This is a genomic window from Streptomyces sp. NPDC059010, assembly GCF_042740355.1.
Taxonomy (GTDB): domain Bacteria; phylum Actinomycetota; class Actinomycetes; order Streptomycetales; family Streptomycetaceae; genus Streptomyces.
Window position 1 is genome coordinate 117,485 of the sequence record NZ_JBHYJA010000014.1, and the last position, 25,972, is coordinate 143,456.

At 71.0% G+C, this 25,972-nt stretch carries 25 protein-coding genes; 11 read left to right on the plus strand and 14 right to left on the minus strand.

Going from position 1 to position 25,972, the window contains the following annotated elements:
* Positions 1-60: 60 nt before the first annotated feature.
* The 3 genes from ssuE to ACFWYS_RS17195 all read right to left on the minus strand — a co-directional run bounded on the left by ssuE (position 61) and on the right by ACFWYS_RS17195 (position 2,055).
* On the minus strand, positions 61-618 hold the full coding sequence (gene ssuE / locus ACFWYS_RS17185; protein WP_384768814.1) for an NADPH-dependent FMN reductase: 558 nt from the start codon (positions 616-618) through the stop codon (positions 61-63).
* A 40-nt stretch (positions 619-658) separates the two neighbouring features.
* Entirely contained in the window at positions 659-1,786 is a 1,128-nt protein-coding gene (sfnG, locus tag ACFWYS_RS17190) for a dimethylsulfone monooxygenase SfnG (protein WP_384768817.1), read from the minus strand.
* Positions 1,787-1,974: 188 nt separating this feature from the next.
* Positions 1,975-2,055 (minus strand): putative leader peptide, encoded by an 81-nt coding sequence (locus ACFWYS_RS17195; RefSeq protein ID WP_358839838.1) that lies wholly within the window; start codon positions 2,053-2,055, stop codon positions 1,975-1,977.
* Between the two features lie 138 nt (positions 2,056-2,193).
* Here ACFWYS_RS17195 and ACFWYS_RS17200 point away from each other — a divergent pair, with 138 nt between their 5' ends.
* On the plus strand, positions 2,194-3,102 hold the full coding sequence (locus ACFWYS_RS17200; protein WP_384768820.1) for a LysR family transcriptional regulator: 909 nt from the start codon (positions 2,194-2,196) through the stop codon (positions 3,100-3,102).
* A gap of 190 nt (positions 3,103-3,292) precedes the next feature.
* On the opposite strand, the gene ACFWYS_RS17205 is transcribed toward ACFWYS_RS17200, so the two are convergent.
* The 6 genes from ACFWYS_RS17205 to ACFWYS_RS17230 are packed head-to-tail and all read right to left on the minus strand — an operon-like array spanning position 3,293 to position 8,644.
* Positions 3,293-4,279: an ABC transporter substrate-binding protein gene (locus ACFWYS_RS17205; protein ID WP_384768822.1), complete on the minus strand. Its 987-nt coding sequence runs from the start codon at positions 4,277-4,279 to the stop codon at positions 3,293-3,295.
* A gap of 42 nt (positions 4,280-4,321) precedes the next feature.
* Complete coding sequence (locus ACFWYS_RS17210) at positions 4,322-5,086, minus strand: amino acid ABC transporter ATP-binding protein (RefSeq protein ID WP_384768824.1); 765 nt, start codon at positions 5,084-5,086, stop codon at positions 4,322-4,324.
* Entirely contained in the window at positions 5,083-6,018 is a 936-nt protein-coding gene (locus tag ACFWYS_RS17215) for an amino acid ABC transporter permease (protein ID WP_384768827.1), read from the minus strand. The genes ACFWYS_RS17210 and ACFWYS_RS17215 overlap by 4 nt, the downstream gene beginning before the upstream one ends.
* A 3-nt stretch (positions 6,019-6,021) precedes the next feature.
* Positions 6,022-6,930, minus strand: coding sequence for an ABC transporter substrate-binding protein (locus ACFWYS_RS17220; protein WP_384769127.1), 909 nt, complete (start codon positions 6,928-6,930; stop codon positions 6,022-6,024).
* Between the two features lie 44 nt (positions 6,931-6,974).
* Positions 6,975-7,511 carry a GNAT family N-acetyltransferase gene (locus tag ACFWYS_RS17225; protein WP_384768830.1) on the minus strand — a complete coding sequence of 179 codons (537 nt, stop codon included), beginning with the start codon at positions 7,509-7,511 and terminating at the stop codon, positions 6,975-6,977.
* Positions 7,508-8,644 carry an LLM class flavin-dependent oxidoreductase gene (locus ACFWYS_RS17230; protein WP_384769130.1) on the minus strand — a complete coding sequence of 379 codons (1,137 nt, stop codon included), beginning with the start codon at positions 8,642-8,644 and terminating at the stop codon, positions 7,508-7,510. The genes ACFWYS_RS17225 and ACFWYS_RS17230 overlap by 4 nt, the downstream gene beginning before the upstream one ends.
* Positions 8,645-9,238: 594 nt before the next feature.
* Between ACFWYS_RS17230 and ACFWYS_RS17235 the strand changes: the two genes are divergently transcribed.
* The 6 genes from ACFWYS_RS17235 to ACFWYS_RS17260 all read left to right on the plus strand — a co-directional run bounded on the left by ACFWYS_RS17235 (position 9,239) and on the right by ACFWYS_RS17260 (position 15,442).
* Positions 9,239-10,276, plus strand: coding sequence for an amino acid ABC transporter permease (locus ACFWYS_RS17235; RefSeq protein WP_384769133.1), 1,038 nt, complete (start codon positions 9,239-9,241; stop codon positions 10,274-10,276).
* Positions 10,273-12,252: an FAD/NAD(P)-binding protein gene (locus tag ACFWYS_RS17240; RefSeq protein ID WP_384768832.1), complete on the plus strand. Its 1,980-nt coding sequence runs from the start codon at positions 10,273-10,275 to the stop codon at positions 12,250-12,252. Before ACFWYS_RS17235 ends, ACFWYS_RS17240 begins: the two co-directional genes overlap by 4 nt.
* A gap of 85 nt (positions 12,253-12,337) precedes the next feature.
* On the plus strand, positions 12,338-12,439 hold the full coding sequence (locus tag ACFWYS_RS17245; RefSeq protein WP_384768835.1) for a putative leader peptide: 102 nt from the start codon (positions 12,338-12,340) through the stop codon (positions 12,437-12,439).
* Positions 12,440-12,588: 149 nt separating this feature from the next.
* Entirely contained in the window at positions 12,589-13,695 is a 1,107-nt protein-coding gene (locus tag ACFWYS_RS17250; protein ID WP_384768838.1) for an ABC transporter substrate-binding protein, read from the plus strand.
* Positions 13,696-13,734: 39 nt separating this feature from the next.
* Positions 13,735-14,544 carry an ABC transporter ATP-binding protein gene (locus ACFWYS_RS17255; RefSeq protein ID WP_384768841.1) on the plus strand — a complete coding sequence of 270 codons (810 nt, stop codon included), beginning with the start codon at positions 13,735-13,737 and terminating at the stop codon, positions 14,542-14,544.
* Complete coding sequence (locus ACFWYS_RS17260) at positions 14,531-15,442, plus strand: ABC transporter permease (protein WP_384768844.1); 912 nt, start codon at positions 14,531-14,533, stop codon at positions 15,440-15,442. Before ACFWYS_RS17255 ends, ACFWYS_RS17260 begins: the two co-directional genes overlap by 14 nt.
* 25 nt (positions 15,443-15,467) lie before the next feature.
* On the opposite strand, the gene ACFWYS_RS17265 is transcribed toward ACFWYS_RS17260, so the two are convergent.
* On the minus strand, positions 15,468-16,289 hold the full coding sequence (locus tag ACFWYS_RS17265) for a DUF1684 domain-containing protein (protein ID WP_384768847.1): 822 nt from the start codon (positions 16,287-16,289) through the stop codon (positions 15,468-15,470).
* A 487-nt stretch (positions 16,290-16,776) separates the two neighbouring features.
* Here ACFWYS_RS17265 and ACFWYS_RS17270 point away from each other — a divergent pair, with 487 nt between their 5' ends.
* Complete coding sequence (locus ACFWYS_RS17270) at positions 16,777-17,754, plus strand: isopenicillin N synthase family dioxygenase (RefSeq protein WP_384768850.1); 978 nt, start codon at positions 16,777-16,779, stop codon at positions 17,752-17,754.
* Between the two features lie 86 nt (positions 17,755-17,840).
* Here ACFWYS_RS17270 and ACFWYS_RS17275 read toward each other — a convergent pair whose 3' ends face one another.
* The 3 genes from ACFWYS_RS17275 to ACFWYS_RS17285 all read right to left on the minus strand — a co-directional run bounded on the left by ACFWYS_RS17275 (position 17,841) and on the right by ACFWYS_RS17285 (position 21,707).
* Entirely contained in the window at positions 17,841-19,082 is a 1,242-nt protein-coding gene (locus ACFWYS_RS17275; RefSeq protein ID WP_384768853.1) for a vanadium-dependent haloperoxidase, read from the minus strand.
* Positions 19,083-19,382: 300 nt separating this feature from the next.
* Positions 19,383-20,897, minus strand: coding sequence for a glycerol kinase GlpK (glpK, locus tag ACFWYS_RS17280; protein ID WP_384768855.1), 1,515 nt, complete (start codon positions 20,895-20,897; stop codon positions 19,383-19,385).
* 42 nt (positions 20,898-20,939) lie between these two features.
* Entirely contained in the window at positions 20,940-21,707 is a 768-nt protein-coding gene (locus ACFWYS_RS17285) for an IclR family transcriptional regulator (protein WP_384768858.1), read from the minus strand.
* A gap of 145 nt (positions 21,708-21,852) precedes the next feature.
* On the opposite strand from ACFWYS_RS17285, the gene ACFWYS_RS17290 reads away from it, so the two are divergent.
* A complete protein-coding gene (locus ACFWYS_RS17290; protein ID WP_384768861.1) occupies positions 21,853-22,341 on the plus strand; it encodes an ATP-binding protein in 489 nt (162 codons plus the stop codon).
* Positions 22,342-22,359: 18 nt separating this feature from the next.
* On the opposite strand, the gene ACFWYS_RS17295 is transcribed toward ACFWYS_RS17290, so the two are convergent.
* Positions 22,360-23,019 carry a glyoxalase gene (locus ACFWYS_RS17295; RefSeq protein ID WP_384768864.1) on the minus strand — a complete coding sequence of 220 codons (660 nt, stop codon included), beginning with the start codon at positions 23,017-23,019 and terminating at the stop codon, positions 22,360-22,362.
* A gap of 140 nt (positions 23,020-23,159) precedes the next feature.
* Between ACFWYS_RS17295 and ACFWYS_RS17300 the strand changes: the two genes are divergently transcribed.
* Positions 23,160-24,050 (plus strand): PfkB family carbohydrate kinase, encoded by an 891-nt coding sequence (locus ACFWYS_RS17300; RefSeq protein ID WP_384768867.1) that lies wholly within the window; start codon positions 23,160-23,162, stop codon positions 24,048-24,050.
* Between the two features lie 129 nt (positions 24,051-24,179).
* The gene (locus tag ACFWYS_RS17305) at positions 24,180-25,886 is read left to right on the plus strand and encodes an FAD-dependent monooxygenase (protein ID WP_384768870.1); all 1,707 of its coding nucleotides are present in this window, start codon (positions 24,180-24,182) and stop codon (positions 25,884-25,886) included.
* The last annotated feature ends 86 nt before the right edge of the window (positions 25,887-25,972 follow it).

A 25,972-nucleotide genomic window follows, 5' to 3' on the forward strand; every position in this document is an offset into this window, starting at 1 on the left:
GGGGGGGGGGGGGGGGCGCGCCCCGGCGCGCCCCCCCCCCCCCGAGCACGGTCACCGCGCTCATCCGGTGGCCGCCAGCAGGGTCGGGCGGCCACCGAGCGCGAGCGAGAACTGGTCGGTGACCTGGGCGAGGGCCTCGGCGGCGCCGGACGCGACGGTCAGCGTGCCGTCGTCCCGCACGGTGATGTCCTTGTCGAGCGTGAACCAGCCCGGTGTGATGTGGGCGGGCCCCATCGAGTTCAGCACGGGGCGCAGGGCGTAGTCGATGGCAAGGACGTGGGCGCTGGTGCCGCCGGTGGCCAGCGGAAGGACCGTCTTGCCCGCCAGAGCGTACTGCGGGAGCAGGTCGAGCAGCGACTTCAGCAGCCCGGAGTAGGCGGCCTTGTAGACGGGGGTGCCGATCACGATCCCGTCCGCCCGCTGGAACAGGGCGGTGGCCTCGACGATCGCCGGATGCCCGAAGTCGGCGTGCAGCAGGGCCTCGGGCGGGAGCGTGCGGACGTCGAACGGGATCACCTGGTGGCCCTGGGCCGTGAGCCGGTCGTCCAGGTGGCGCAGCAGCCGGGCGGTGCGGGAGGTGGCGGAGGGGCTTCCGGAGACGGACAGGACGGTGGCCATGCGAGGACCTCTCTGGGCGTGTCGGATGCGGGTGGCGGGTTCAGGCTCGGGCGGAGACCGGCTCGGACCGGGTTTCCCGGGCCTCCAGTTCACGGACCAGGGGCAGCACCCGCTTGCCGAAGTACTCGACCTCCTCCAGGTAGTGCAGGAAGCCGAGGAGGAAGAGGTCGACGCCGAGCCGCTTGTAGGCGACGATCCGCTCGGCGATCTGCTCGGGGGTGCCGATCAGGCCCGTACGGAAGCCGTCGTTGTACTGGACGAGATCGTCGAAGCTGGAGTCCTGCCACATGCCCTTGCCGTCCGTGGTGGAGGCACCGGCCTGCTGGACGGCGTCGCGGAAGCCGTGGACGGCCGGTGTGTCGGCCTTGGCGACGATCTCGCGGAGTGTGTCACGGGCCTCGGCCTCGGTGTCACGGGCGATGAGGAAGCCGTTGAGGCCGAACTTCGGTGCGGCGCGGCCCGCTTGGGCGGCGGCGGCGCGGACATCGTTGATCTGCTCGGTGACGCCGTCGAAGTCCTTGCCGTTGCTGAAGTACCAGTCGGAGACGCGGCCCGCCATGGCGCGCGCGGCCGTGGAGTTGCCGCCCTGGAAGATCTCCGGGTGCGGGCGCTCGGGGGTGTTGAGCGGCTTGGGCTTGAGGGAGAAGTCGCGCAACCGGTAGAAGTCACCGGCGAGTTCGGTGTGGTCCTCGGTCCAGATCTGGCGCAGGGCGCGGATGAACTCCTCCGAGCGGCGGTAGCGCTCGTCGTGCTCCAGCCAGGGCTCGCCGAGGGCGGTGAACTCGCCCTTGAACCAGCCGCTGACGACGTTGACGGCGAATCGTCCGCCCGACAAGTGGTCGGCGGTGGCGCCGAGTTTGGCGAGGACGCCGGGGTGCCACAGACCGGGGTGGACGGCGGCGATGACCTTCAGCCGCTGGGTGGCGAGCAGCAGGGCGAGGCTGAAGCTGGTCGACTCGTGCTGGAACTCGGCGCCGTAGCTGGCCATGTAGCGGACCTGGCTGAGGGCGTAGTCGAAGCCGTTGTTCTCGGCGAGGACGGCCAGTTCGCGGTTGTAGTCGTAGCCCCAGTCGGTGCGCTGCTCGATGGTGCTGGTGACGAGGCCGCCGCTGACGTTCGGCACCCAGTAGGCGAAGCGGGCGGGGTCGGATCCGGGCGGTACGGGCATGGGTTGCTCCTGGCGGGAATTCGTACGCGAAAGGGCGCGTGCGGTGACAGGGAAACGTGTGGGTGATCGGGAATGAGGCGTGCGGGGCACGACGTTCCCGGGAAGGCCGAAATCGCCAAGGAAAACGGCCGGCAGTGAAATTCACACGGAGAGATCAGCGCGAGTGCGAGGGTTTCCCTCGGATGCGCTCAGGCCCGACAGCGACAGCAGGAGCTGGAGACACGCGCGAGGTCGACGTGGCGTCGCCGCGTGAGGTCCTGTCGCTTCATGCCTTCGATCAAAGCAGCGGGGAGTCCGGACGGTCAAGAATGCACGGTGCTGATTCCACATGCTGAGAGCAGGTATTCACGAGGTTGTGACAGGGATTCCCTTGAACCTCGCGAGCGGCGGACGGGAGGGTTCTTGTCGTGCGTATCGAACAGCTCGAATACATCGCCGCCGTCACGCGTTCGGGGTCGCTGCGGCGCGCCGCCGAGGAACTGCACCTTTCTCAGCCGGCGCTCAGCGAGACCGTGCGCAATCTGGAACGCGAACTCGGCGTGGACCTGCTGGAGCGCAAGCGGTCCGGGGCGAAGATCAGCGACGAGGGCCGGGAGCTGCTGCCGCACATCATGAGCGTGCTGGACGCGGTGGACCGACTGCGCGGCGCCGCCGGCGACCAGCACCGCATCAGCCGTATGGTCAGGCTCGGGACGGTCAACACCGCCACCGTCCCGCTGGTCATCCCGACCGTGCGGGAGTTCCGGGCGGCGAACCCGGTCACCCAGGTCGAGTTGGTCGGCGCACAGCAGGCCGAGATCCATCGCGGGCTGCTGGAGGGCGCGTTCGATCTGGGGCTGGTGAACTACCTCGGCGGCGACGATCTGCCGCCCGGTTTCGAGACCACCGAGCTGCTGCGTGGCCGCCCGGTGGTGTGTGTGCGGCCGGACAGTCCGCTGGCGGCACTGGAGGCGGTGGACGCGGACAGCCTTCTGGCCGAGTCGCTGGTCGTGATGCGGTCCGGCTATGTCATGAACCGTTTCGTGCACCGTCTGCTGGGCGGGCGCACGCCGTCCTTCTCGTACTCCACCGACGGCGCCGAGATGGGCAAGCTGATGGTCGCCGAGGGACTGGGGGCGACGGTGCTGCCGGACTTCAGCGTCCTCGGCGACCCGCTGGAACGCCGCGGCGTGATCACCGTACGCCCGCTCGCGGGGGACGCCACGGAGGTGCTGCTGGTCCTGCAGCGCCGCCACTCCGGTTCCGTCCCCCGGGCGGTACGCGACCTGCACGAGCTGTTCGTGCGCAACGCCCGGGCGTACGACAGCGCCTGGTGACGGCCGCCGTCGGACCACGGCCACCGGATGCCGCACGACTGCGTCGAACAGGTAGCCCTGGGTGTGGGGTCGTGTAGTCAACCGACACCGTGCGGGGGCCCCCCCGGCCCCCCCCCCCCGCGCCGCCGTCCGGGGGCGCGCGCGCTCTCGCGCGCGCCCCCCCCCCCCCCCCCCACCCCGGGTCGGCTAGCTACTTGTTCGTCCTGGGCAGGCCGGGCGGGTTGATCTCCGACTTGGTCACCGCCTCGTCGGACAGGCCCCAGCGCTTGAGCACCTTCGCGTAGGTGCCGTTGTCGATGACGTGATTGAGGGCGTCGGCCAGCGGCTTGGCCAGGCCGCTGTCCTTCTTGGTAGTGGCCGCGATGAGGCCCTGGAGGGTGGAGCCGGCGCCGGAGTAGGTGCCGACGACCTCGGTCCTGCCGGTGGTGGCCGCGTGGTAGGCGGCGGTCGGGTTGGGGCCGAGGTAGAGGTCGATACGGCCGGACTGGAGGGCGAGGTAGGTGTCGCTGTCGTTCTGGTAGTACTTGATGTCCACCGGCTTGCGGCCGGCCTTCTCGTTCTCCTTGTTCCACTCGATCAGCAGCTTCTCCTGGTTGGTGCCGCTGCCCACGGCGACGGTCTTCCCCGCCACGTCCGCGGGCCCGGTGACCTTCAGGCCGCTGCCCTTCTTCGCCTCGAAACCCAGGTTGTCCTCGCGGTAGGTGGCGAAGTCGTACTTCTCCTTGCGCTCCTCGGTGACGGTGATGTTGCTGAGGCCGGCGTCGTACTTGGCGCTGTCGAGGCCGACGAAGATGTTCTCCCAGGACACCGTGTTGATCTTCGGCTTGAGCCCGAGTACGTCGGACACCAGATGGGCGAGATCGGGCTCGACGCCGATGACGGTCTTGTTGTCGGTGGCGTAGAAGGTGAGCGGCGCGGCGGAGCCGGACGAGGCGACGAGTTCCAGGGTGCCTCTCTTGCGGATCGCCTCCGGGACCTCGGCGGCTATGGAGTCGACCTTGTCGGTGGTGACGCGGTTCTGGTCGGGACTGATGTTGATCTTCGTTGTGGCGCCCGACTTGTTCGCGACCTCGGTCGTGCCACCGTCGGTGGGGTTGCTGCAGGCGGCGAGGACGAGAGCGGAGGCGAGTCCGAGCGCGGCTGCGGTGGTGCGGCGGCGGGCGAGGCTGGTGGACACGGTCGTTCTCCTTGCGTGTGGAACAGGGGTGAGGGTGGTCGGTCAGAGGACCTTGGAGAGGAAGGCGCGGGTGCGCTCCTGCTGCGGGTTGTCCAGGACGGCCGCGGGCGGCCCCTGCTCCACGACGACTCCGCCGTCCATGAACACCACGGTGTCGGCGACCTCGCGGGCGAAGCCGATCTCGTGGGTCACGACGATCATGGTGGTGCCGGTACCGGCCAAGTCCTTGATGACGTCGAGGACTTCACCGACCAGTTCCGGGTCGAGCGCCGAGGTGGGCTCGTCGAAGAGCAGTACCTTCGGTTCGAGGGCGAGCGCGCGGGCGATGGCGACACGCTGCTGCTGGCCGCCGGAGAGCTGCCGCGGGTAGGCGTCGGCCTTGTCGGCGAGGCCGACCCGGTCGAGGAGCCGGCGGGCCGCCTCCTCCGCCTCCCTGCGCGGGCGGCGCAGCGCGGAGAGGGGCGCCTCGACGAGGTTCTCCAGCACGGTCAGATGCGGAAAGAGATTGAAGTTCTGGAAGACGAACCCGATGTCGGTCCGCTGCTTCAGTACGTCCTTCTCCTTCAGCTCGTGCAGCCTGTTCCCGGTCCGGCGGTAGCCGATGAGCCTTCCGTCGATGCTGATCCAGCCGCGGTTGACCTTCTCCAGGTGGTTGATGGTGCGCAGCAGCGTGGACTTCCCGGAGCCGGACGGGCCGAGGATCACGGTGACCTCGCCGGCGCGGACCTGAAGATCGACGCCGCGCAGCACCTCCAGCGGGCCGAAGCTCTTGTGGACGCCGTGGACGTCCACCATGACGGCACTCATGAGATCTCCTTCGTCACGAACTTCCGCCGGAAGCGCTGGAGGGGGGTGGGCGGCGGGGTGCGGTCGGCACCGCGGGCGTAGCGGCGCTCCACGTAGTACTGGGCGACCGACAGCAGGGAGGTCAGGACGACGTACCAGGCGGTGGCGACCAGCAGAAGCGGGATCACCCGGCCGTTGCGGCCATAGATCACCTGCACCTGGTAGAACAGCTCGCCGATCGACATCACGTAGACCACCGAGGTGCCCTTGAGCAGGCCGATGATCTCGTTGCCGGCCGTGGGCAGGATGGCGCGCATGGCCTGCGGCAGCACGATCCGGCGGATCTGCCGCAGCCGGGGGATGCCCAGCGCGGCGGCCGCCTCCAGTTGCCCTTGGTCGACGGAGAGGACGCCGCCGCGGACGATCTCGGCGGCGTACGCCGCCTGGTGCAGGGTCAGTCCGATGATGGCCGCGCCGATGGTGCCGATGAGCGTGTTGCTGGCGACGGACCAGAACACCGGCCCGAAGGGGATGCCGACGCCCAACTCCTTGTACAGGGCGCTCAGGTTGAACCAGAACACCAGCTGGACGATCATCGGGATCGAGCGGAAGATCCAGATGTAGGTCCAGGCGACGGTGGAGAGCACCGGGCTGCGCGACAGCCGCATGAAGGCGAGCACGGTGCCGAGGAGGAAGCCGAGGACGGTGGCGTACGCGGTGAGCTGGAGGGTGACCGACACCGCCTGGACGATCGTCTCGGAGAAGACGTAGTCCCGGAAGACGTTCCACTCCCAGACGGGGTTCGTGGCCAGGCCGTGCGTGAACTGGGCGACCAGCACGATCACGGCGAGGCCGGCGGCCCAGCGGGCGTGGTGGCGGGCCGGTACCACCTTCAACTCAGCCGGTTCTTCGGCCAGTTGTGTGACGGGGGAGGTGATGGTGTCGCTGCTCATGGTTCACCTGTGCTCGGGCGGGTTGATCCGCGATGTCTCGATCGCGGAGGCGGAGGTGCCCCACTTCTTGAGGATGCGGGCGTACGTGCCGTCCTTGATCAGCTCGTTGACGGCGGCCTGGAAGGCCTTGGTGAGCGGGGAGCCCTTCTTGAAGGCGAAGCCGACGTCGAGGCGGTGGAACTCGCCGAGGAAGGCGGTCTGCGAGGCGGGCTGGGCTGCCTGGTAGCGCAGGCCGTTGATGGTCGACATGACGATGTCGATACGGCCCTGCTGGAGCGCGGTGAGCGTCGCCGCGTTCTCCGAGTAGACCTTCACGTCGTACGGCTTCTTGCCCGCCTTCGCGCACACCCCCTTCTGCGCGGTGAGAGTCGCCTCGAAGGTGGTGCCGGCGCCGGTGCCGATGGTCAGCCCGCACAGCTGGGTGAGGTCGGTGACCTTCGTCCTGAGTTCGGTGTTGCCCTTCTTCACCGCGAAGCCCTGGCCGTCGTTGATGTAGGTGACGAAGTCGACGGTCTTGAGCCGCTCGCCGGTGACGCCGAAGTTGCCGGTGCCGAAGTCGTACTTGCCGCTGCCGAGGGCGGGCAGGATCGTCTCGAAGGAGGCGTCCTGCCGCTCCAGCCTGACGCCGAGCACCTTGGCCACGGCGTCGGCGAGGTCGATGTCCTGGCCGGCGGGCGCCTTGTCGGTGCCGTTCGGGTAGTACGCCCCGGGCGGGAACCCGACCGAGCTGCCGACCCGGAGCGTGCCCGCCTTGCGCACGTCGGCGGGGAGGAGGGCGGCGGCGGAGTCGACCGTGCGGACGGCGGCGACCGGGTCGTCGGTCGGTGCGGGGGATGCCTGGGCACCCACCGCCGTCGTCCCGTCGGTGTCGCCGGAGCCGCAGGCGGTCAGCGCGAGCAGGGGCAGCAACATGAGGGCGGTGACCGCGCGCAGGCGTGGTCTGATGCCATGGACGTTCACAGCTGGGCGGCCTTTCCCGTGGGTGCTTCGGCGGTCAGGTGTTTCTCGAAGGCCAGCGGGCCGATGGTTTCCGGGTCGGCCTGCGTGTCGAAGAGCGGTGTGTAGCCGGTGGCCAGGTACAGGCCGCGGGCCTCGGGCTGGCGTGGCCCGGTGGTCAGGTGGATCCGCCGGTAACCGCGGGTGCCCGCCTCGCGCTCCAGCTCGGCGACGACGCGCCGGGCGAGGCCGCGCCGACGGTGGCCGGAGTGCGTCCAGATCCGCTTCAGCTCGGCCGTGGCCGCGTCGTAGCGGCGGAAGGCGCCGCCCGCGACCGGCTCGCCGTGCTCCAGGAGCAGGAGCAGGACGCCGCCGTACGGCGCGGTGAACTCCTCGTCGGGGTAGCGGGCCATCTCTCCGTGGGCATCCCCGCCGTACCGCGCGGAGTACTCGTCCCCGAGTTCCCGCAGGAGCGGCGCCACCAAGGGGTCGGACACCGGCACTTCGACGACAGTCAACTCGGCCGCGTGAGCCGGGGGTTGGGCGACCGAGGTCATCCGTTCACCGCCGCGAGGGTCTGTGCGCCGCGGGCGGCCCGCTCGGCGTCGCGCTTGGCGACCTCCTCGCGGACGATCGGGATCACGTACCGGCCGAAGTCGACGGCGTCGTCCAGCAGGTCGTAGCCGCGCGCGGAGAGGATGTCGACGCCGAGGTCGTAGTAGTCGAGCAGCGCCCGGGCGACCGTCTCCGGGGTGCCGACCAGGGCGTTAGAGTTGCCCGCGCCTCCGGTCGCGGCGGCGGTCGGGGTCCACAGGGCGCGGTCGTAGCGCTCCCCCGCCTCGGCGATGGCGATCAGCCGCTGCGAGCCCGTGTTCTGCGGCTTTGCCTGCCCGTTGTGGCGCTTGGTGATGGCCTCGCCGCGCTCCCTGCGGGCCTTGATCGCGCCGACCGTGCGGTGGGCCTTCTCCCAGGCCAGTTCCTCGGTCGGGGCGATGATCGGGCGGAAGGCGACCTGGATGCGGGGCACGTCGGCGCGGCCGGCGGCCTTCGCGGCGGCCTTCACGTTCTCGATCTGCGCGGCGGTCTCGGCGAGCGGTTCGCCCCACAGGCAGTAGATGTCGGCCTCGGCGCCGCCGGCCTCGTATGCGGCAGGGGACGAGCCGCCGAACGACACGTTCGGGCGGGGCTGCTGGACGGGGAAGACATCGCTGACGAAGTCGTGGAAGCGGTAGTGCTCGCCCTCGTGGTCGAAGGGCTCGTGGGTGGTCCAGATCTTCTTGACGATCCGGATGTACTCGCGGGTGCGGGTGTAGCGCTCGTCCTTGGTGAGGGTGTCGCCCTCGCGGCCCTGCTCGTGGTCGTTGCCGCCGGTGATGAAGTGCACGGTCAGCCGGCCCTCGCTGATCTGGTCGAGGGTGGCGAAGGTCTTGGCGGCGAAGGTGGGGTACGAGACGTTGGGGCGGTGGGCGAGCAGGATCTGGAGGCGGTCCAGTTTGCTCGCGATGTGCGCGGCGGCCGGTGCGGGATCCGCCGACCCGGAGCCGTAGGCGAACAGCACCCGGTCCCAGCCGTGGTCCTCGTGTGCCCGGGCGAGCCGGAGCGTGTACTCCTTGTCGAACGCGGCGCCGGAGCGCGGCGTGGTTTCGGAGCCGTCGTTGGTGGCGGCGATGCCGAGGAACTCCACGGGCATGGGCATGGCCTTTCAGGGGATGCCGCGGCACGCGGGCATGGGTGAACCGCCCGGCGCGGACGCATGGGTGATGGGCCGTCGAAGAGACGGGTGAGTACTACGGGCGTGACGACGCCGGGCGTCGGTGAAGGTGGTGCTGCGGCAGCGCGCGAAGAGGGGACTCGGCCCGCGACGGGGTCACCGAGGGAGGGAAGGGCCGGTCAGACGGCCCGCTGCCGAGTCAGGCGCAACACGCTGCGGACCACACCCGACCGAAGTCGATGTGATCGCGCGTGACCAAGCGCTGCTGGGCGTTCATGCGACCAATTGAGCAGTACATCGTGCGCTCCGTCAAGCAGCGCCCGGATGCCGGACCGCCTCGACGAACGCCTCCGACCGGGCTGTTGACACATCGATGCCATGGGCACATACGATCGACGGCGGACCGGCTCCGCCATGCGCGGCAGCCTCTCCGGCCGCGTTGAGGGACGCGGCGAGCGTGACGACGCCGAGCCCCGGCCGCACCGTGACCGCGCAGCGCCCCTGCCGCGCCGCCCTACGCGTGCCACCGGGGTCATCCACGCCTGCGAATCCCTCCCCGGAGAGAGCCTCCCCATGGTCACGCCGTCCGACGTCACACCCACCACCCCTGCCGCGAAGACACCCCAGACGCCCCAGCCACCCGACGCACGATCCGGACCGGGCACCCCCGGCGCCGACCTGCCACGGATCGTGCCGCGCCGGCACGCCGGCCGGTGGCTGACGGCTGCCGTGGCACTGCTGCTCTTCGCGATGGTGCTCGACTCCGTCGTCCGCAACCAGGCCTTCCAGTGGGACGTGGTGGGCCGGTACTTCACCACCGCCGCCGTGCTGGACGGACTGCTGCTCTCCCTGTGGCTGACCGCCGTGGTGATGGTGCTCGGCTTTCTGCTCGGCACCGTGCTCGCGGTGATGCGGCTGTCCGCCAACCCTGTTCTGCGTACGCTGAGTTGGGGCTATGTGTGGGTCTTCCGGTCCACGCCGCTGCTGGTGCAGCTGCTGTTCTGGTTCAACATCGGCGCCCTGTATCCGACGCTGGGCCTGGGCCTCCCGTTCGGCCCTCAGTTCCTCACCGTCAAGACGGTCAATCTGCTCGGCCCCACCCTCACCGCCGTCATCGGCCTGACCCTGCACGAGACCGCCTACGCCGCCGAGGTGGTGCGCGGCGGCATCCTCTCCGTGGACTCCGGGCAGACCGAGGCCGCCCAGGCACTGGGCCTGAGCAGACGCCGCACCCTGCGTCGGATCGTCGTCCCGCAGGCGATGCGCTCCATCGTGCCGACCGCCGGGAACATGCTGATCGGCACCCTCAAGGGCACCAGCATCGTCAGCGTGCTGGCCGTGCACGACCTGCTGTACTCGGTGCAGCTGATCTACAACCAGACCTACCAGGTCATCCCGCTGCTGATGGTCGCCACCCTGTGGTACATCGCGGTCACCACGGTGCTGAGCGCGGGCCAGTTCTACGTCGAGCGCCACTACGCGCGCGGCAACTCCCGCTCCCTGCCGCCGACACCGCTGCAACGCCTGCGCGGCCACCTGAGCGCCGTACGCCGGCGACTGCGCGCGGCGACGGCCTCCGACGCCCGTCCGGCGCTCGGCGGTGACCGGTGAGCGGCGCACCTGCCACGGCCGTCCTGGTCGTCGTCGGCGCGGGGCCACGCGCCACGGGACTGCTTGAGCGCATCGCGGCGAACGCCCCCGAACTGTGGGGCGGGACAAGGGAGTTGCGGATCCACCTGGTGGACCCGCACCCGCCCGGTCCGGGGCGCGTCTGGCGACACGAGCAGTCGGCGCTGCTGCGGATGAACTCCATGGCCGAGGACGTCACGATGTTCACCGACGAGTCGTCCACCATCGACGGCCCGGTACGGCCCGGCCCCTCACTGGCCGAGTGGGCCGCCCAGTTCTCCGGCCAGGGCCCACGTCATGCCCCGTACTCCGAACCCGCCGACCCGGAGGTGCTCGCCGAGCTGCGCACGCTCGCCGGGAGCGACTTCGCCACCCGCCGCGCCCAGAGCGCCTACCTGGACTGGGTCTTCCGCCGGGCGCTGGATGAGTTGCCGCCCTCGGTCACCGTCGAGTGGCACCGCACCACCGCGACGGCCGTCACCGGCCCCCCGGACGGCCCGCAGCAGGTGCACCTGGCCGACCGCGCCGCCCCGCTCACCGCCGACCTGGTGGTCCTGGCCCAGGGGCACCTCGGTGCCACGCCCGCCGCCGGGCACCGCGAGCACGCCGCCTTCGCCCGCCGCCACGGCCGCTTCCACCTCCCGCCGGAGTTCTCCGCCGACGCCGACCTGTCCGGGCTGCGACCCGGCGAACAGGTCATCCTGCGCGGCTTCGGGCTCGCCTTCATCGACCTGGTGGCCCTGCTCACCGAAGGCCGCGGCGGCGCCTACCGCACCGAGGCCGACGGCACCCTCACCTACCTCCCGTCCGGCCGCGAGCCGGTCCTGCACGTCGGATCGCGGCGCGGGGTGCCGTACCACTCCAAGACGCGCTACCGGCTCCAGGGCCCGCGGCCTCCGCTCCCGCGGCACTTCGGCCCCGAGGCGGTGGACGCGCTGCTCGCCGAGGACCGTCCGCTGGACCTGCGGCGTGATGTGTGGCCGCTGATGGCCAAGGAGATCGGCTTCGGCCACTACCACGAGCTCTTCCACGCCCACCCCGGGCGCACCGCGCTCCCGTGGCCGGACTTCGTCGCCGCGTACGACCGTCTGGGCTGGTACGACGACGAGATGACCGCCCTCGTCGCCAAGGCCGTACCCGACCCGGCGGACCGCCTGGACTTCGAGGCCCTGGACCGCCCCCTGGACGGCCTCGCCTTCCCCTCCCCGGACGCCTTCCAGGACCACCTGCGCGAGCACATCGCCCTGGACGTCGCCCGCCGCGAGAACCCTGAGTTCAGCGCGGACCTCGGGGCGTTCCTCGCCCTGCTCTCCGTCTACGGCCGGCTGCCCAGCCTGGTCGCCGCGGGCCGGCTGACCGCACGGTCCGTCGCCGAGCAGCTGGACGGCTGGTGGGCCGGCTTCTTCAGCTTCCTGGCCTCCGGCCCGCCCGGCTTCCGGCTGCGTCAGCTGCTGACCCTCTCCCGGGCCGGGATCGTCCACTTCCTGGGCGCCGGCATCCGGGTCGGCACCGACGAGAGCACCGGCACGTTCACCGCGTCCAGCCCCACCGTCCCCGGGCACACCGTCCACGCCACGGCCCTGATCGAGGCGTATCTGCCGGTCCCCTCCCTCGACCGCACCGAGGACCCCCTCCTGCGCGATCTGCACCGGGCCGACGCGCTCACCGAGGAGGTCATCGCCGATGCCACCCACATCCACCGCTCCGGCCTGCTGGCGGTCTCCGCCGCGAACGCCCATGTCATCGACCCGTCGCTCGGCGGCGGCCCGCACCCCCGCCGGATCGCCCTCGGGGCTCCCACCAACAGCAGGGCCGTGGCCGCTTTCGCTCGTCCCCGCACCGACGCGCCCGCCTTCCGACAGAACGACGCGGTGGCGCGCGCGGTTTTGCGCGCCGTTGGCGCCGGTCGCCTGACCTCGCCTTTCTCAAATGGCGAGAAGGAAGTGTCCATCATATGAAAAGCCTCTTGGGGTAGCGGCGAGCTTCTGCCACGATCCCCATCAGCCAGGTAGGAAAACTGGGAAACTGTGGGGTGGGGTGGCCATGAGCACGCGCAACCACACAGACCTGTTGTCGCCCCTCCTGACCTCACGCCGTCACATCGACTTCGGCCGTACGGCCAGCGCCATCTGTCGGCTCGTCTGAGCCCTCCGCGCTACCCGCACGTCCCCCCACACCGCTACGCCCCCTGCTGTCCCACCGGGACGGCGGGCGAGTGGTGTGCCGGTGCGCACCAGCAGGCTTCATGCCCCACTGCCGTACCCCTGATCACCTTTCCCTGAAAGGACACCTCCGTGTCTGCCGCAAGACCGCTCACCACCCTGCGCACCTTCGCCGTCATCGCGGCGCTCCCCCTGCTGCTCACCGCCTGCGGTTACGGCGCCGAGTCCACCGACAGCGACAAGCAGACCGAGGTCGCGGCGGACGGCAAGAAGCTCTCCGTCGACGAAGTGAAGATCGGCTACTTCCCGAACCTGACGCACGCCACCGCGCTGGTCGGCATCCAGGAGGGCCTGATCCAGAAGGAGCTCGGCGGCACCAAGATCTCGCCCTCGACCTTCAACGCCGGGCCGTCCGAGATCGAGGCGCTGAACTCCGGCTCCCTCGACATCGGCTGGATCGGCCCCTCCCCCGCCATCAACGGCTACACCAAGGCGGCGGGCAAGAACCTGCGCATCATCTCCGGCTCGGCCTCGGGCGGCGTGAAGCTCGTCGTCAACCCGGACAAGATCAAGTCCGTGAAGGACGTCAAGGGCAAGAAGATCGCCACGCCGCAGCTCGGCAACACCCAGGACGTCGCGCTGCTCAACTGGATCGCCGAGCAGGGCTGGAAGGTCGACGCCGAGAGCGGCAAGGGCGACGTCTCCGTGGTCCGCACCGACAACAAGATCACCCCGGACGCCTACAAGTCCGGCTCGATCGACGGCGCGTGGGTGCCCGAGCCCACCGCGTCCAAGCTGGTCGCCGAGGGCGGCAAGGTGCTCCTGGACGAGGGCGACCTGTGGCCCGACAAGAAGTTCGTGATCACGAACATCGTCGTCCGGCAGGCGTTCCTGAAGGAGCACCCGGACGTGGTCGAGGCCGTGCTGCGCGGTTCGGTGAAGACCAATGAGTGGATCAACGCCAACCCGGACAAGGCCAAGGCCTCGGCCAACAAGGCGCTGGAGGAGCTCTCGGGCAAGGCGCTGCCCGCCGAGGTCATCGACCCGGCCTGGAAGTCGGTCACCTTCCTGGACGACCCGCTGGCCTCCACCCTCAACACCGAGGCGGAGCACGCGGTGAAGGCCGGTCTGCTGGAGGAGCCCGACCTGAAGGGCATCTACGACCTCGCACCGCTCAACAAGGTCCTCAAGGCCGAGGGCAAGGACGAGGTCGACGACGCCGGTCTCGGCGTCAAGTAACGACAACCGCACCCGCTGAGTCCCCAGGAGATGACGACCATGGCCACTACGACGGCCACGACCGCGAAGGTCGCGGAGGACGCCACGGCGGCGGCGACGTACGCCGCCCGGATCGAGCACGTCTCGAAGTCCTTCCCGGCGCCGGGCTCGCCCGGCGGTCAGCAACTCGTGCTGGACGACATCACGCTCGATGTCGCACCCGGCGAGTTCGTCACCCTCCTGGGGGCCTCGGGCTGCGGCAAGTCCACTCTGCTCAACCTGGTCGCGGGGCTGGACCGGCCGTCCGCCGGCTCGATCGGCACGGATGGCCGGCCCGCCCTGATGTTCCAGGAGCACGCCCTGTTCCCGTGGCTGACCGCGGGCAAGAACATCGAACTCGCCCTGAAACTGCGCGGAGTCGCCAAGGCGGAGCGCCGTCAGGAGGCGGAGCGGCTGCTGGACCTCGTGCGGCTGCAGGGCGCGCACGGCAAGCGGGTGCACGAACTGTCGGGCGGTATGCGCCAGCGCGTCGCACTGGCCCGGGCCCTCGCCCAGGACAGCCGCCTGCTGCTGATGGACGAACCGTTCGCCGCGCTGGACGCGATCACCCGGGACGTACTGCACGACGAACTGACCCGTATCTGGCGGGAGACCGGACTGTCGGTGCTGTTCGTGACGCACAACGTGCGCGAGGCGGTGCGGCTCGCCCAGCGCGTGGTCCTGCTGTCCTCGCGCCCGGGCCGCATCGCCCGGCAGTGGACGGTCGGTCTGCCGCATCCGCGTCGCCTTGAGGACACCGCGGTCGCCGAGTTGTCCGTCGAGATCACCGAAGAACTGCGTGGGGAGATCCGCCGCCATGGCCAGCACTGACAACCCCGTCGACACCGACGTCGACGTCAAGAAGCACGGCGCCGAGGATCTTGCGGGGCTGGAGGCCGGGCTCGACGCCCTGGACTCGGTGCAGATCGGCCGTACGCCGCTGCGCGAGACCCTGGTCCGCAAGGTGCTGCCGCCGGTCACCGCCGTCGCGCTGGTGCTGGTGGTCTGGCAGCTGCTGGTGTGGGCCGAGGTCGCGCCCGACTACAAGCTGGCCTCGCCGTCCGATGTGTGGGGCGAGGTGCGCGACGCCTGGCTCCAGGGGACGCTCCTCGACTACATCTGGACATCCGTCTCACGCGGTCTGCTCGGCTTCCTGATGGCACTCGCCATCGGTACGCCGCTCGGACTGCTGGTGGCGCGGGTGAAGTTCGTCCGGGCGGCCATCGGCCCGATCCTGTCCGGACTCCAGTCGCTGCCGTCGGTGGCCTGGGTGCCGCCGGCCGTGCTGTGGCTGGGCCTGAACAACTCGATGATGTACGCGGTGATCCTGCTCGGCGCCGTCCCGTCCATCGCCAACGGCCTCGTCGCGGGCATCGACCAGATCCCGCCGCTGTTCCTGCGCGCCGGGCGCACCCTGGGCGCGACCGGGCTGCGCGAGGCCTGGCACATCGTGATGCCGGGGGCGCTGCCCGGCTATCTGGCGGGCCTGAAGCAGGGCTGGGCGTTCTCCTGGCGCTCGCTGATGGCGGCCGAGATCATCGCCTCCTCACCCGATCTCGGCGTCGGCCTCGGCCAGTTGCTGGAGAACGGGCGCAACAACAGCAGCATGCCCCAGGTGTTCCTGGCCATCTTCCTGATCCTGCTCGTCGGCATCGCCATCGACCTGCTGATCTTCAGCCCGCTGGAGCGGCGGGTACTGCGCAGCCGGGGGTTGCTGGTCACGCGCTGAACGGAATTCAAGCGCTCCCCGTGCTTCAGGGTTGTCCGCCCCGCTCCAGGGGGATCTTCTCGCCCGCCTCGACTGCGACCGGCAGCCGGTTCCCGGCCGGCGGCAGCGGGCAGGTCGCCAGGTCCGTGTAGGCGCAGGGCAGGTTCCCGGCGCGGTTGAAGTCGAGGGTCACCCGCCCCTCGGCGTCCGGGGCGGCGATCTGCAGCGAACGGTTCGCCGCGTATGTGGTCACGCCGGAGGTCCGGTCGGTGAACAGCACCATCAGGCTGCCCGGGGTCCTGCCGTTGAACGCGGTGAGCCGGTGGACCGCATCGCCCAGCTCGAACTCGACCTGGCCCGGGGAGTCGTAGACGTGTTCCAGCCCCTCCACCGCGGCCCCGACCGTCACCGCCCGCGGCTCGTGGAACGGCAGGAAGCGGCCCGGGCGCACCCAACGCGGGTCCGGGGCGTAGGCAGGGGTGTGGGTGAAGGACGTACGCAGCGCGTTGTCCGGGTGGCGGGGCCGCAGGATGTCGTGGCCGCCGCGCTTGGCGACCTCGATCACCGCGTCACCGGCGGTGACGTAGCGGCTGTCCCGCTCGGCGATGACCCCGAAGCCGTGCCGGCCGCGCACCACCGCGTCGTCGACGGTCAGTGCCTCGCCGTCGGCCAGTTCGACCACCACACCCTCGGCAGTGGTCGACCAGGCCCCGGGCGCGTCCTCGAAGCGGGTCGGCTCCGCGCTCAGCCAGTGCAGGCCCGTGATCGCGAGGAATCCGTGCGGGCCGGCGAGGACCTCCTCCTTCTGCCGGTGCCACTGCTCCCACGCCTCGGTGAAGCTCTGCCGTTCGACGTCCTGGACGGTCATCTGCGCTCCCTGTCACGGGCTTGGGGGTCGGAGCCCTGTTCTTTCCACAACAGCGACGGCCTCGCGGTTCATCCCGGTCCCGGCCGCCCCTGACCTGCATCGGCCGTGCTTGACAGTCACAGGGGCGAACGACGTACGTTGAACCGGCAAGATCCGGACGGGTGGAGGCCTTCGATGCAGGTACCTGGTGCGACGCCGCGCCGTGCGTGCACGGGTACGCGGCTGATCATCCGGCGGCACGTCGACTACTGCCGCACGTCGTCCGCGGTCTGTCCTTTCCCGCACGTCTGAATCCCGCCGTTTCACGCGGCCGGCCGTCTCGGCGTGTCTTTCTCACGAAGCAGTACGTGACTACCCTGCCGCGGGCCGAGTTCGCCCTCGGCCGTCATGTGGACCTGTGCGGCCCGTCACCAGCGTGCGCCGTCACAGCGAGAACCGCTGATCCGGCTCTCTCCTCCCGCACCTTTCACAAAAAGGGACACCATCCATGTCTCAGCTCACCTCTCTTCCGGTGATCGACCTGTCCGCCCTCGACCGCGACGCGCTCCACAGAGCCGCCCGCGACGTGGGCTTCTTCCATCTGGTCGGCCATGGCATCGCCCCCGCCGAGCAGGCCCGGCTGCTCGGCACCGCACGCTCGTTCTTCGCCCTCCCCGAGCCCGACCGGCACGTGATCGACAACCTCAACTCCCCCCACTTCCGCGGCTACACGCGGATCGGCAACGAGCACACCCAGGGCCGCCGTGACTGGCGTGACCAGCTCGACATCAGCAACGAGCTCCCGCCGCACGTGCCCGCGACCGACGAGCCCGCCTACTGGTGGCTGGAGGGACCCAACCAGTGGCCGCCCGCACTCCCCGCGCTCCGCGAGGTCGCGCTGGACTGGATGGCCCGGCTCAGCTCGGTGGCACACCACCTGCTGCACGAGCTGCTCGGCGCGATCGGCGGCCCGGAGGACTTCTACGACGACGCCTTCTCCGGCAACCCCCGCAACCACCTGAAACTGATCCGCTACCCGGGACGCGGCCCGCAGGGCGACGACCAGGGCGTGGGCGTGCACAAGGACTACGGCTTCCTGACCCTGCTCCTGACGGACGAGGTGCCCGGCCTCCAGGTGGAGTCGGCGGGCGGCTTCATCGACGTGCCCCATCTGCCGGGCGCGTTCCTGGTGAACCTGGGCGAGCTGCTGGAAGTGGCCACGAACGGCTACCTCAAGGCCACGAACCACCGCGTGGTCTCCCCGCCGGGAGCCCGCGAGCGCTATTCCGCGCCGTTCTTCTACAACCCGCGCCTGGACGCCCACATCTCCCCGCTCCCCTTCCCCGGCGCATCGGACGCGACGGGCGTCACCGACGACCCGCGCAACCCGCTGTACGCGGAGTTCGGCTGGAACGAACTCAAGGGCTGGGTCCGCGCCCACCCCGACGTGGTGAAGAAGCACCACCCTGAGCTGACCATCGGCTGACCCGGGGTCGAGGGGCCAGGAGGCCGGCGGGCCATCCCTCCGTCCGGGCCGGATCCGCCGGCCCGGACGGAGGCTGCCCGGGAACGTCAGCGGGCGGCGAGGAGCTGTCCCGCGTTGTCCAGGACGTACCCGGCCACGTGCTTGCCGAGGGAGATGCCCGCCTCGTCGGCCGAGCGGGTGTGGATGCCGGAGAAGACCCGGGCGTCGACGTTCTCGTCCGAGAGCTGCTTCCAGGTGGTGTAGGTCCGGGTCACGCCGGGCGCGGTGGGGCTGGTCAGGTCGAACGGGGCGGTGCGCGGCCCGGCCAGTGCGGCCAGTACGGTCTGCGCCGCACCCGAGTAGGTGTTGTGTCCGCTCGGGTGGTCCGGATGCGCGGGGGTGGTGTGCAGCGGCGTCCAGTTCGGGTCGGGATCGATGCCGCCGGTACGGATCGCGGTCACGGGACGCCACCGCTCGTAGGCGTACTTGCTGTCGGACGTCGCGATCTGCGTGTCCACCAGCGCCGCGTGGAACAGCGCCACCAGCCGCGCCTGCCCGGCGATCCCCTGGTCCGTGCGAGACAGGGCCACACGCAAAGGCTCGGTGTAGAGGGTGAGGGAAGAGCCGAGCCAGAAGGTGGCCGTCTCGGTCTGCCGGGCACTGCGCGCCGTGCTGTCGACGGCTCCGTACGCCCGCACCTCCGCTAGGTCGGCGGCGTAGCGCCGGGAGTCCAGGGCGGGCGGCGGGCCCAGCCGGAACTGGCTCTGCGTCCTCAGCAGGAACGGCTTGGCGAGCCGGCTGCCGTACTGGGCCGCCGGGGCATGGGCGGGGGGCGTCGGCTGCCACACGCCGGGGGTCGCGGGCTTCACGGCATACGGCGCGTTGACCGAGGCCGGGTCCAGGCCGTCGCCCTCCCTGGACTTGAGGGCCAGGTCGGCCTGCCGCTCCCCCGCCGCGACGCCGCGGTCCTCGGCGGGGCCGTCGGGGATCGCGTGGAGAGTCTTCTTCAACGTCGCGTCGAGTTGCTCCGCGCGACTCGGGGCCAGCGTCACCAGCGCGCGGTGCACGGCGCCGGCGAGCGCCGCCTCCTGATACGCGCCGTGCTCGACGCCCCGGGGCACGGTCCGGGTGGCCCGGGCCGCGGCGAGCCAACTGATGGCCCAGGTACGGCTGTTGGTGATCTGGGTGGACGCTCCCGCCGTCACGACGGTGTCGGCCGTGGCGTCGTACCAGGCGAGTGCCGTGGAGGTACGGCCGGTCGCGGCGGCCTGCGGAACCGCGACGGACGCGGACAGCATGGCCGCCGCGCCCAGGACGACGAGAGCGGGACGGGTTCTGGAAGAACGCACAGTTCTCCTACGGTTTCGGTGACGGGGGTGGCGCGACGGTCGCGTACTCGGGTGCGCGCGGCGGCGGCGTGATCCGTGTGATCCGCCGTGGCTCCTGGCCTACGGCGGCGTCCTGGTCGGGTCAGCTACACACCGCGGTGGCGACGCGCATCAGATCAATGGCCCGCCGTATGCGAGGGGAGTCGAAGATCCGCATGCAGCCGAACCTAACGACAGGTCAAAAGCCGGTCAACCCAGACCAGTTCACTCAACCGACCCTGCAATGACACATTCGCGGGCATGCCATGTGCTCGTTACACATCACGAGCGTTTCGGTGACTGGATCCACCCCAGCGACCGCTCGACGGCCCGCTTCCAGCAGTCGTACTCCCACTCCCGCCGTTCGGAGTCCATGTCCGGCAGCCACTGGGCGGCCATGTGCCAGTTGCGGCGCAGGACCTGCAGGTCCGGCCAGTAGCCGGCCGCGAGCCCGGCGGCGTAGGCGGCGCCCAGCGACACCGTCTCGTGGACGAGCGGGCGTACGACGGGCACGTCGAGCACATCGGCGAGGATCTGCATCAGCAGGTGGTCGGACGTCATGCCGCCGTCCACCTTGAGCTGCCTCAGGGCGAGCGCGGAGTCCGCGTTCATGGCGTCGACGACCTCCCGGGTCTGCCAGCCGGTGGCCTCCAGGACGGCTCGGGCCAGGTGCCCCTTGGTGATGTACGACGTGAGGCCGACGATGACGCCGCGGGCGTCGCTGCGCCAGTGCGGTGCGAACAGACCGGAGAACGCGGGGACGATGTAGCAGCCGCCGTTGTCCTCGACGGTGCGCGCCAGCGTCTCGATCTCGGGGGCGCTGTGGATCAGGCCCAGCCGGTCGCGGAACCACTGGACCAGCGAGCCGGTGACGGCGATCGGCCCTTCCAGCGCGTAGACCGTGGGCTGGTCCGCGATCTTGTACGCGACCGTGGTGAGGAGCCCGTGCTCGGAGCGTACGAGGTCGGTGCCGGTGTTCATCACCAGGAAGCTTCCGGTGCCGTAGGTGCACTTCGCCTCGCCCGGCGAGAAACAGGTCTGCCCGAACAGGGCCGCCTGCTGGTCGCCGAGGGCCGCGGTGATGCGCACGCCGGGGAGCAGCGCGCGGGCCTCGCCGTAGTCCTCCGCGGAGGAGCGGATCTCCGGCAGCATCGCGCGCGGCACCCCGAAGAAGTCCATGAGTGCTTCGTCCCAGGTCAGCGTGCGGATGTCCATGAGCATGGTGCGGCTGGCGTTGGTGACGTCGGTGATGTGCAGGCCGCCGTCCGTGCCCCCGGTGAGGTTCCAGATCAGCCAGCTCTCGATGGTGCCGAACAGCACCTCGCCGTCCCGGGCGCGCTGCTCCAGCCCTTCGACATGGTCGAACAGCCAGCGGATCCGGGGTGCGGAGAAGTAGGTCGACGGCGGCAGACAGCAGTGTTCGAGGAAGAACTCGTCCCCAGGGTCCTCCCTCAGCTCCTCGACGAGCGGGGCGGTGCGGGTGTCCTGCCAGACGATCGCGCGGCCGAAGGGGACGCCCGTGCGCGGGTCCCAGAGCACGGACGTCTCACGCTGGTTGGCGATCCCGACGGCGGAGATCTGCCCGGCGTCGATACCGGCGTTGGAGAGCGCCTCGGGGACGACGCGCTGGAGGTTGCGCCAGATCTCGACGGCGTCGTGCTCGACCCAGCCGGGGCGGGGGAAGTACTGCTGGTGCTCGCGCTGGGCGACCGCGGCCAGTCGCCCGCCGTGGTCGAACAGGATGCATCGGGTGGAGGTGGTGCCCTGGTCGATGGACATCACATACCGGTCAACCATGATCGACCCTGCCTTCCGATGTGTCGCGGAGGTGCCGGTGACCTACCAGCGGGCCGCGCCCAGGTCTCTGGAGATCGCGCGTGCCGCCTCCCGCAGCACGGTGATCAGCGCCGGCAGCGGCCGGCCTTTGGTGTCGCAGATCCGCTCGACGGCGCCGGACACGCCGATCGCGCCCACCACGAGACCGCCCTGTCCCCGGATCGGCGCGGCGATGCCGGCCTCGCCCATGCTCATCTCCTGCACTTCCGCGCCCCACCCCAGATCCCGTATCTCACCGAGCGCCCGGCCCAGCTCGTGCGGGTGGACCAGGGTGTGCCGGGTGTACGCCTCAGGTTCGGCCGCCAGCACCGGGTCGAGGGGCGTGACCCCGAAGGCCAGGAGGACCTTGCCGAGCGAGGAGGCGTGCAGCGGGAGCAGGGCGCCGACGTCCAGGGTCTGGAGGGTGTCGTCCGGCCGGAAGACATGGTGGATGACGAGCACCCTGCCCTCCAGGGGCGTGCCCAGCCGGACGGCTTCCCCGCTGCGGGCGGCCAGGGCGTCGGCCCAGTTGATGGAGCGCGAACGCAGTTCGTTGACGTCGAGGTAGCTGGTGCCGAGGTGCAGCAGAGCCGCCCCGAGCTGGTACTTTCCGGTCTCCGGGTCCTGCTCCACGAAGTCCACGTGTTGCAGTGTGCGCAGGATTCCGTGGGCGGTGCCCTTGGCGAGGCCGAGCGACGACGCCACCTCCCCCAGCCCCAGCCGCCGGGATCCGCTGGCGAGCAGGCGCAGGATCGCGGCGGCTCGCTCTATCGACTGGACTGGGCCGGCCATGAAGCGATGATAGTCCGGCTTTTCCCTATTCGGGACTCTCGTTCGGTAATGCCGACCGCAGTTCGTTGACCGCTCACATGTCCGTCCTTAGCGTGCCATCATGCCCGGTTTGCGGGCGACCCGGCTTCCCCGAGGAGGAGGACACATGATCACTGCGCAGCTCGACGCCGCGCCCGGCGGGGAAGCCGTGCCCGGCGCAGGGGTCGCGCCCAGTGGAGCGGCCGCGCCCGGCGGAGAAGCCGATCACGTCTTTTCGCTGCCGCACACCCCGGGAGCCGTCTCGGGCATACGCCGGCACATACGCCCGGTCCTCGCCGGCTGGAACCTGGCCGCGGACCTCACCGAGGAGATCCTGCTGGTGGTCTCGGAGCTCCTCACCAACGCGATCGTCCACGCCCTGCCCCCGGCGACGCTGAGGCTCTCGCTGAGCGGGGCGGACCGGTGCGGAGCGGTACGCGTAGAGGTGACCGACATGGGGCCCGCGGCCCCGACGGGGCTGCAGGCCTGCGCCGTCGACCCCGACGAGCACGGCCGGGGCCTCGCCATCGTGAACGCGCTGGCCGCGCGGTGCGGCGTACAGGTCCACTCCGGCGGGACCAGCCGGTGGGCGGAGCTGCAGCTCAGCGGGAGCTGAAGCCGCTCCCCCGCCGCATCACGCGGACGGTGCGGGCGTGCGCGAGGCGGCGGGCTCCCAGGTGAATCCGTCCGGGTCGGTGAAGGCGTCGGCGGTGCCGCCCAGGACCACGCGGTGCGAACCGGTGCCCTCGACGGGGACACCGAGGTCCTTCGCCAGGCCGCGGCGCTTGTACAGGGCCAGCTTGACGGGGCCGGCGTCGCCGGAGGCGAACTCGGCGTACTTGCCGCCGAAGCTGCGGGCCACGGTCAGGCCCCGGCCGACGTAGAACTGCCTGCTGGCCTTCACGTCCTCGACGCCCAGCAGGAGGACGATCTCGTCGATCTCGCGGGTGGCCGGGCCCGTGTCCTTCTTCGCCGAGGTGGCGACCTTCCAGATCGTCCCGTCGGGGGCCTGGACGACACCGCCGTAGCCCCACAGCGACCTCGCGGCGGGCTTCAGCACCGTGGCACCGGCGTTCACGGCGGCGCTCAGGAAACCGTCGACGGTGGCCGGCCCGGACACCGTGAGTGCCAGGGTGAAGCCGCGGAATCCGGCGGACCGCGTCTCGGACGCCCGCAGGGCTATGTGCGCGGCCACGCCGAAGGAGGTGTAGAAGTGGCGGGCGGCCTCGGGGTCGGCGACCTCAAGGGTGACGGATGCGAGGGACTTGGTGGATGCGATGGTTGCCATGACCATCACGCTAGGGGCGGCCCGGCAGCCGGGGCTTCTCGATTCCTGACCGGTCTCGCCACCCGCCGCGCGCCACACGACCGCGCCACACGTCGGCGCCTCCGCCACCGTGACGACGGGCGGGGGCCGGGAGGAGGGGCACCTGCATGGAGCGGCGAGCGACCGGGCGGCCCGAGGGGCTGTTCGTAGGTCTGTGCACACTGGATGTCATCCAGCTCGTCGATCACGTCCCGGCTTCCGACGAGAAACTCACGGCCCGCGAACAGACCGTGGCCGCGGGCGGCCCGGCGGCGAACGCGGCCGTGACCTTCGCCCACCTGGGCGGCGCCGCCGCACTGCTCACCGCCATCGGCTCCCACCCGCTGGCGCTCGCGGTCACCGCCGACCTGGACCGGGCGGGCGTGACCGTGTCGGACCTGGCGCCCGACGCGACCGATCCGCCCGCCGTGTCCTCGATCATGGTCACCGCCTCCACCGGTCAACGCGCCGTCGCCTCGACGAACGCCACCGGCCACCGGCTCGCCCCGCCCGACCATCTCGGCGCGCTGGTGGCGGCCTGCGACATCGTCCAACTCGACGGCCACCACATGGAACTGGCGACGGCCACCGCCCGCACCGCGCGCGCCGTCGGCCGCCGTACCGTCCTCGACGCGGGCAGCTGGAAGCCGGGCACAGAGCACCTGCTGGAGTCGGTCGACGTGGCCGTCTGCTCCGCCGACTTCCGTCCACCCGGCACCCGCACCCCCACCGACGTCCTGCGTTTTCTCCGACGGCGAGGAGTCGCCTGGACGGCGGTCAGCCAGGGCGGACGGCCCCTCGTGTGGGCGGGCCCCGACGGCGGCGGGACCGTCGACGTGCCCAGCGTGCCGGTCGCGGACACCCTGGGCGCCGGAGACGTCCTGCACGGAGCCCTCACCCATCACCTCGCCGCCCGCGGGCAGCTGACCTCGCAGGACTTCGTCCGGGCGCTGGAGGCCGCCGCCGCCGTGGCGTCACGGGCCTGCGCCTCGTTCGGCACCCGGGCCTGGATGCGCTGACGACCGCGGGGCGGCAGGCGAGGCAGGACGCGAGGCGGCGGAGGACCGTCCTCTGTGAGTCGCTGTCTCATTCCCTCCAGTGGACGATGGAGGAACAGGGCAGAGGGGGGCTTCTGGCGGGAGTCGCCCGTGGTGGACACGGATGTACTGATCGTGGGCGCGGGACCGGTCGGTCTGACCGCGGCGGCGGAGCTGCGACGGCAGAAAGTCGCCTGCCGCGTCATCGACAGGCGTCCGGCCCGGTTGCCGTATGCCAAGGCCGTCGGCGTCCAGCCGCGGACGCTGGAGATCTGGGACCGGATGGGCATGGTGCGCGCCGCTCTGGAGGTCGCCGTGCCGATGCGTGGGCAGCTGATGTACGTCGACGGGGTCGAGCAGGCGCGGTTCGAGCTGCGGCTGCCGCCCGAGGTCCCGTACCGCTTCGCGGCCCTGCCCCAGTACGAGACGGAACGGATCATCGAGGAGCATCTCGCGCGCTTCGGCACCGGGATCGAGCGGGGCACCGAGCTGGTGGGGTTCACCCAGGACGAGGAGGGGGTCGTCGGCCGGCTCGTCACGGCATCCGGTACCGGGCAGGAGCTGCGCTCCCGCTATCTGGTGGGCTGCGACGGGGCGCACAGCACCGTCCGCAAGGCACTCGGGCTGTCCTTCGAGGGGGGTGCGTTCCCGGAGGAGTACATGCTCGCCGACGTGGAGGTGGACTGGAGCCTTCCGCAGGGGTACGCAGTGCGCGCCACGCACCATGACGGGGACGGCCGCGTCGACGATCTCCTGGTCTGCATCCCGCTGCCCGGGGATCGCCGGTACCGCATGTCGATGCTGGTCCCACCGGAGCTCTCCGCGAGCGGCGAGGGGGCGGTCGGCCAGGGGGCCTCGCGGAACGCGGTGGCCCACGGGCTGGAGGGTGGGCGCGCGCCCCGGATCGAGCACATCCAGGCCGTCCTCGACCGGCTCTCCCCGCATCCCACCACCGCGTCCGCCCTGCGCTGGTCGTCGGTCTTCCGCATCAGTCACCGCCTCGTCGACCGGTACTCCGTCGGCCGGGTCTTCGTCGCCGGGGACGCCGCGCACATCCACCCGCCGACCGGCGCGCAGGGCATGAACACCGGCATCCAGGACGCGTACAACCTCGCCTGGAAGCTGGCCCTTGCCCTGAAGGGCGGCGCCCATCCCCGGCTGCTCGACAGCTATGACGCCGAGCGTCGTCCCGTCGGCGAGGAGGTGGTGGGGCGCACGGTCCGGCATGCCACCGGGGGCGGTGTCCGAGCCGCTCAGGACGACATGACGACGGTGATGCTGCGCGAGGCCCAACTGCTCGTCGCCTACCCGGGCAGTCCGCTGGTGGCGGCCGACGGCGCCCGGCCCGGCAGGACCCGCTCGGGATCCCCGGGCCCGCGCCCCGGTGACCGTGCACCCGACTGCCGTGGCCTCACCGCCGGGGTGGCCGCGGTGCCGCTGCGTCTCTACGACCTCCTGCGCGACCGCGGACACGTCCTCGTCCTCTACGCCGACTCGGCCGAAGCGCTCACCGCGTGCCGCGATGCCGCCGCCACCGTCCGCCGAATGACCGACGACAGCGTGACGGCGTTCGTCGTCGCCCGGCAGGAGGGCACGGCGCAAGCCGCCGGCGGGCAGACCGACGCGGACGGTCGGCCCCTGCCCGTCTACCAGGACACCGCGGCGCAGTTCGAGCGGCTGTACGGCGTGCAGACCCCGACGGCCTTCCTCGTCCGCCCGGACGGCTATCTGGGCGCCCGACTGTCTCCACTGACCGCTCCGGAGACGACGACAGCGCTGTCCGACGCCCTGGGACGTGTCTTCCGTCTGCTGCCGTAGGGCCCCACACGGCGCCCCAACACGGGCATCGGGCGTTGGCGGGGCGGGGGCCCCCGACGGGCCCCCCCCCCCCCGCGCCGCCCCCC

Excerpts from the sequence above, each read along its gene's own strand:
- ACFWYS_RS17230 (WP_384769130.1), bottom strand. The coding sequence starts at position 8,644 with ATGCCCGTGGAGTTCCTCGGCATCGCCGCCACCAACGACGGCTCCGAA.
- ssuE (WP_384768814.1), bottom strand. The coding sequence starts at position 618 with ATGGCCACCGTCCTGTCCGTCTCCGGAAGCCCCTCCGCCACCTCCCGC.
- ACFWYS_RS17300 (WP_384768867.1), top strand. The coding sequence starts at position 23,160 with ATGGAGCGGCGAGCGACCGGGCGGCCCGAGGGGCTGTTCGTAGGTCTG.
- ACFWYS_RS17235 (WP_384769133.1), top strand. The coding sequence starts at position 9,239 with ATGGTCACGCCGTCCGACGTCACACCCACCACCCCTGCCGCGAAGACA.
- ACFWYS_RS17215 (WP_384768827.1), bottom strand. The coding sequence starts at position 6,018 with ATGAGCAGCGACACCATCACCTCCCCCGTCACACAACTGGCCGAAGAA.
- glpK (WP_384768855.1), bottom strand. The coding sequence starts at position 20,897 with ATGGTTGACCGGTATGTGATGTCCATCGACCAGGGCACCACCTCCACC.
- ACFWYS_RS17245 (WP_384768835.1), top strand. The coding sequence starts at position 12,338 with ATGAGCACGCGCAACCACACAGACCTGTTGTCGCCCCTCCTGACCTCA.
- ACFWYS_RS17295 (WP_384768864.1), bottom strand. The coding sequence starts at position 23,019 with ATGGTCATGGCAACCATCGCATCCACCAAGTCCCTCGCATCCGTCACC.
- ACFWYS_RS17270 (WP_384768850.1), top strand. The coding sequence starts at position 16,777 with ATGTCTCAGCTCACCTCTCTTCCGGTGATCGACCTGTCCGCCCTCGAC.
- ACFWYS_RS17285 (WP_384768858.1), bottom strand. The coding sequence starts at position 21,707 with ATGGCCGGCCCAGTCCAGTCGATAGAGCGAGCCGCCGCGATCCTGCGC.
- ACFWYS_RS17290 (WP_384768861.1), top strand. The coding sequence starts at position 21,853 with ATGATCACTGCGCAGCTCGACGCCGCGCCCGGCGGGGAAGCCGTGCCC.
- ACFWYS_RS17260 (WP_384768844.1), top strand. The coding sequence starts at position 14,531 with ATGGCCAGCACTGACAACCCCGTCGACACCGACGTCGACGTCAAGAAG.
- ACFWYS_RS17220 (WP_384769127.1), bottom strand. The coding sequence starts at position 6,930 with ATGTTGCTGCCCCTGCTCGCGCTGACCGCCTGCGGCTCCGGCGACACC.
- ACFWYS_RS17255 (WP_384768841.1), top strand. The coding sequence starts at position 13,735 with ATGGCCACTACGACGGCCACGACCGCGAAGGTCGCGGAGGACGCCACG.
- sfnG (WP_384768817.1), bottom strand. The coding sequence starts at position 1,786 with ATGCCCGTACCGCCCGGATCCGACCCCGCCCGCTTCGCCTACTGGGTG.
- ACFWYS_RS17210 (WP_384768824.1), bottom strand. The coding sequence starts at position 5,086 with ATGAGTGCCGTCATGGTGGACGTCCACGGCGTCCACAAGAGCTTCGGC.
- ACFWYS_RS17225 (WP_384768830.1), bottom strand. The coding sequence starts at position 7,511 with ATGACCTCGGTCGCCCAACCCCCGGCTCACGCGGCCGAGTTGACTGTC.
- ACFWYS_RS17265 (WP_384768847.1), bottom strand. The coding sequence starts at position 16,289 with ATGACCGTCCAGGACGTCGAACGGCAGAGCTTCACCGAGGCGTGGGAG.
- ACFWYS_RS17195 (WP_358839838.1), bottom strand. The coding sequence starts at position 2,055 with ATGAAGCGACAGGACCTCACGCGGCGACGCCACGTCGACCTCGCGCGT.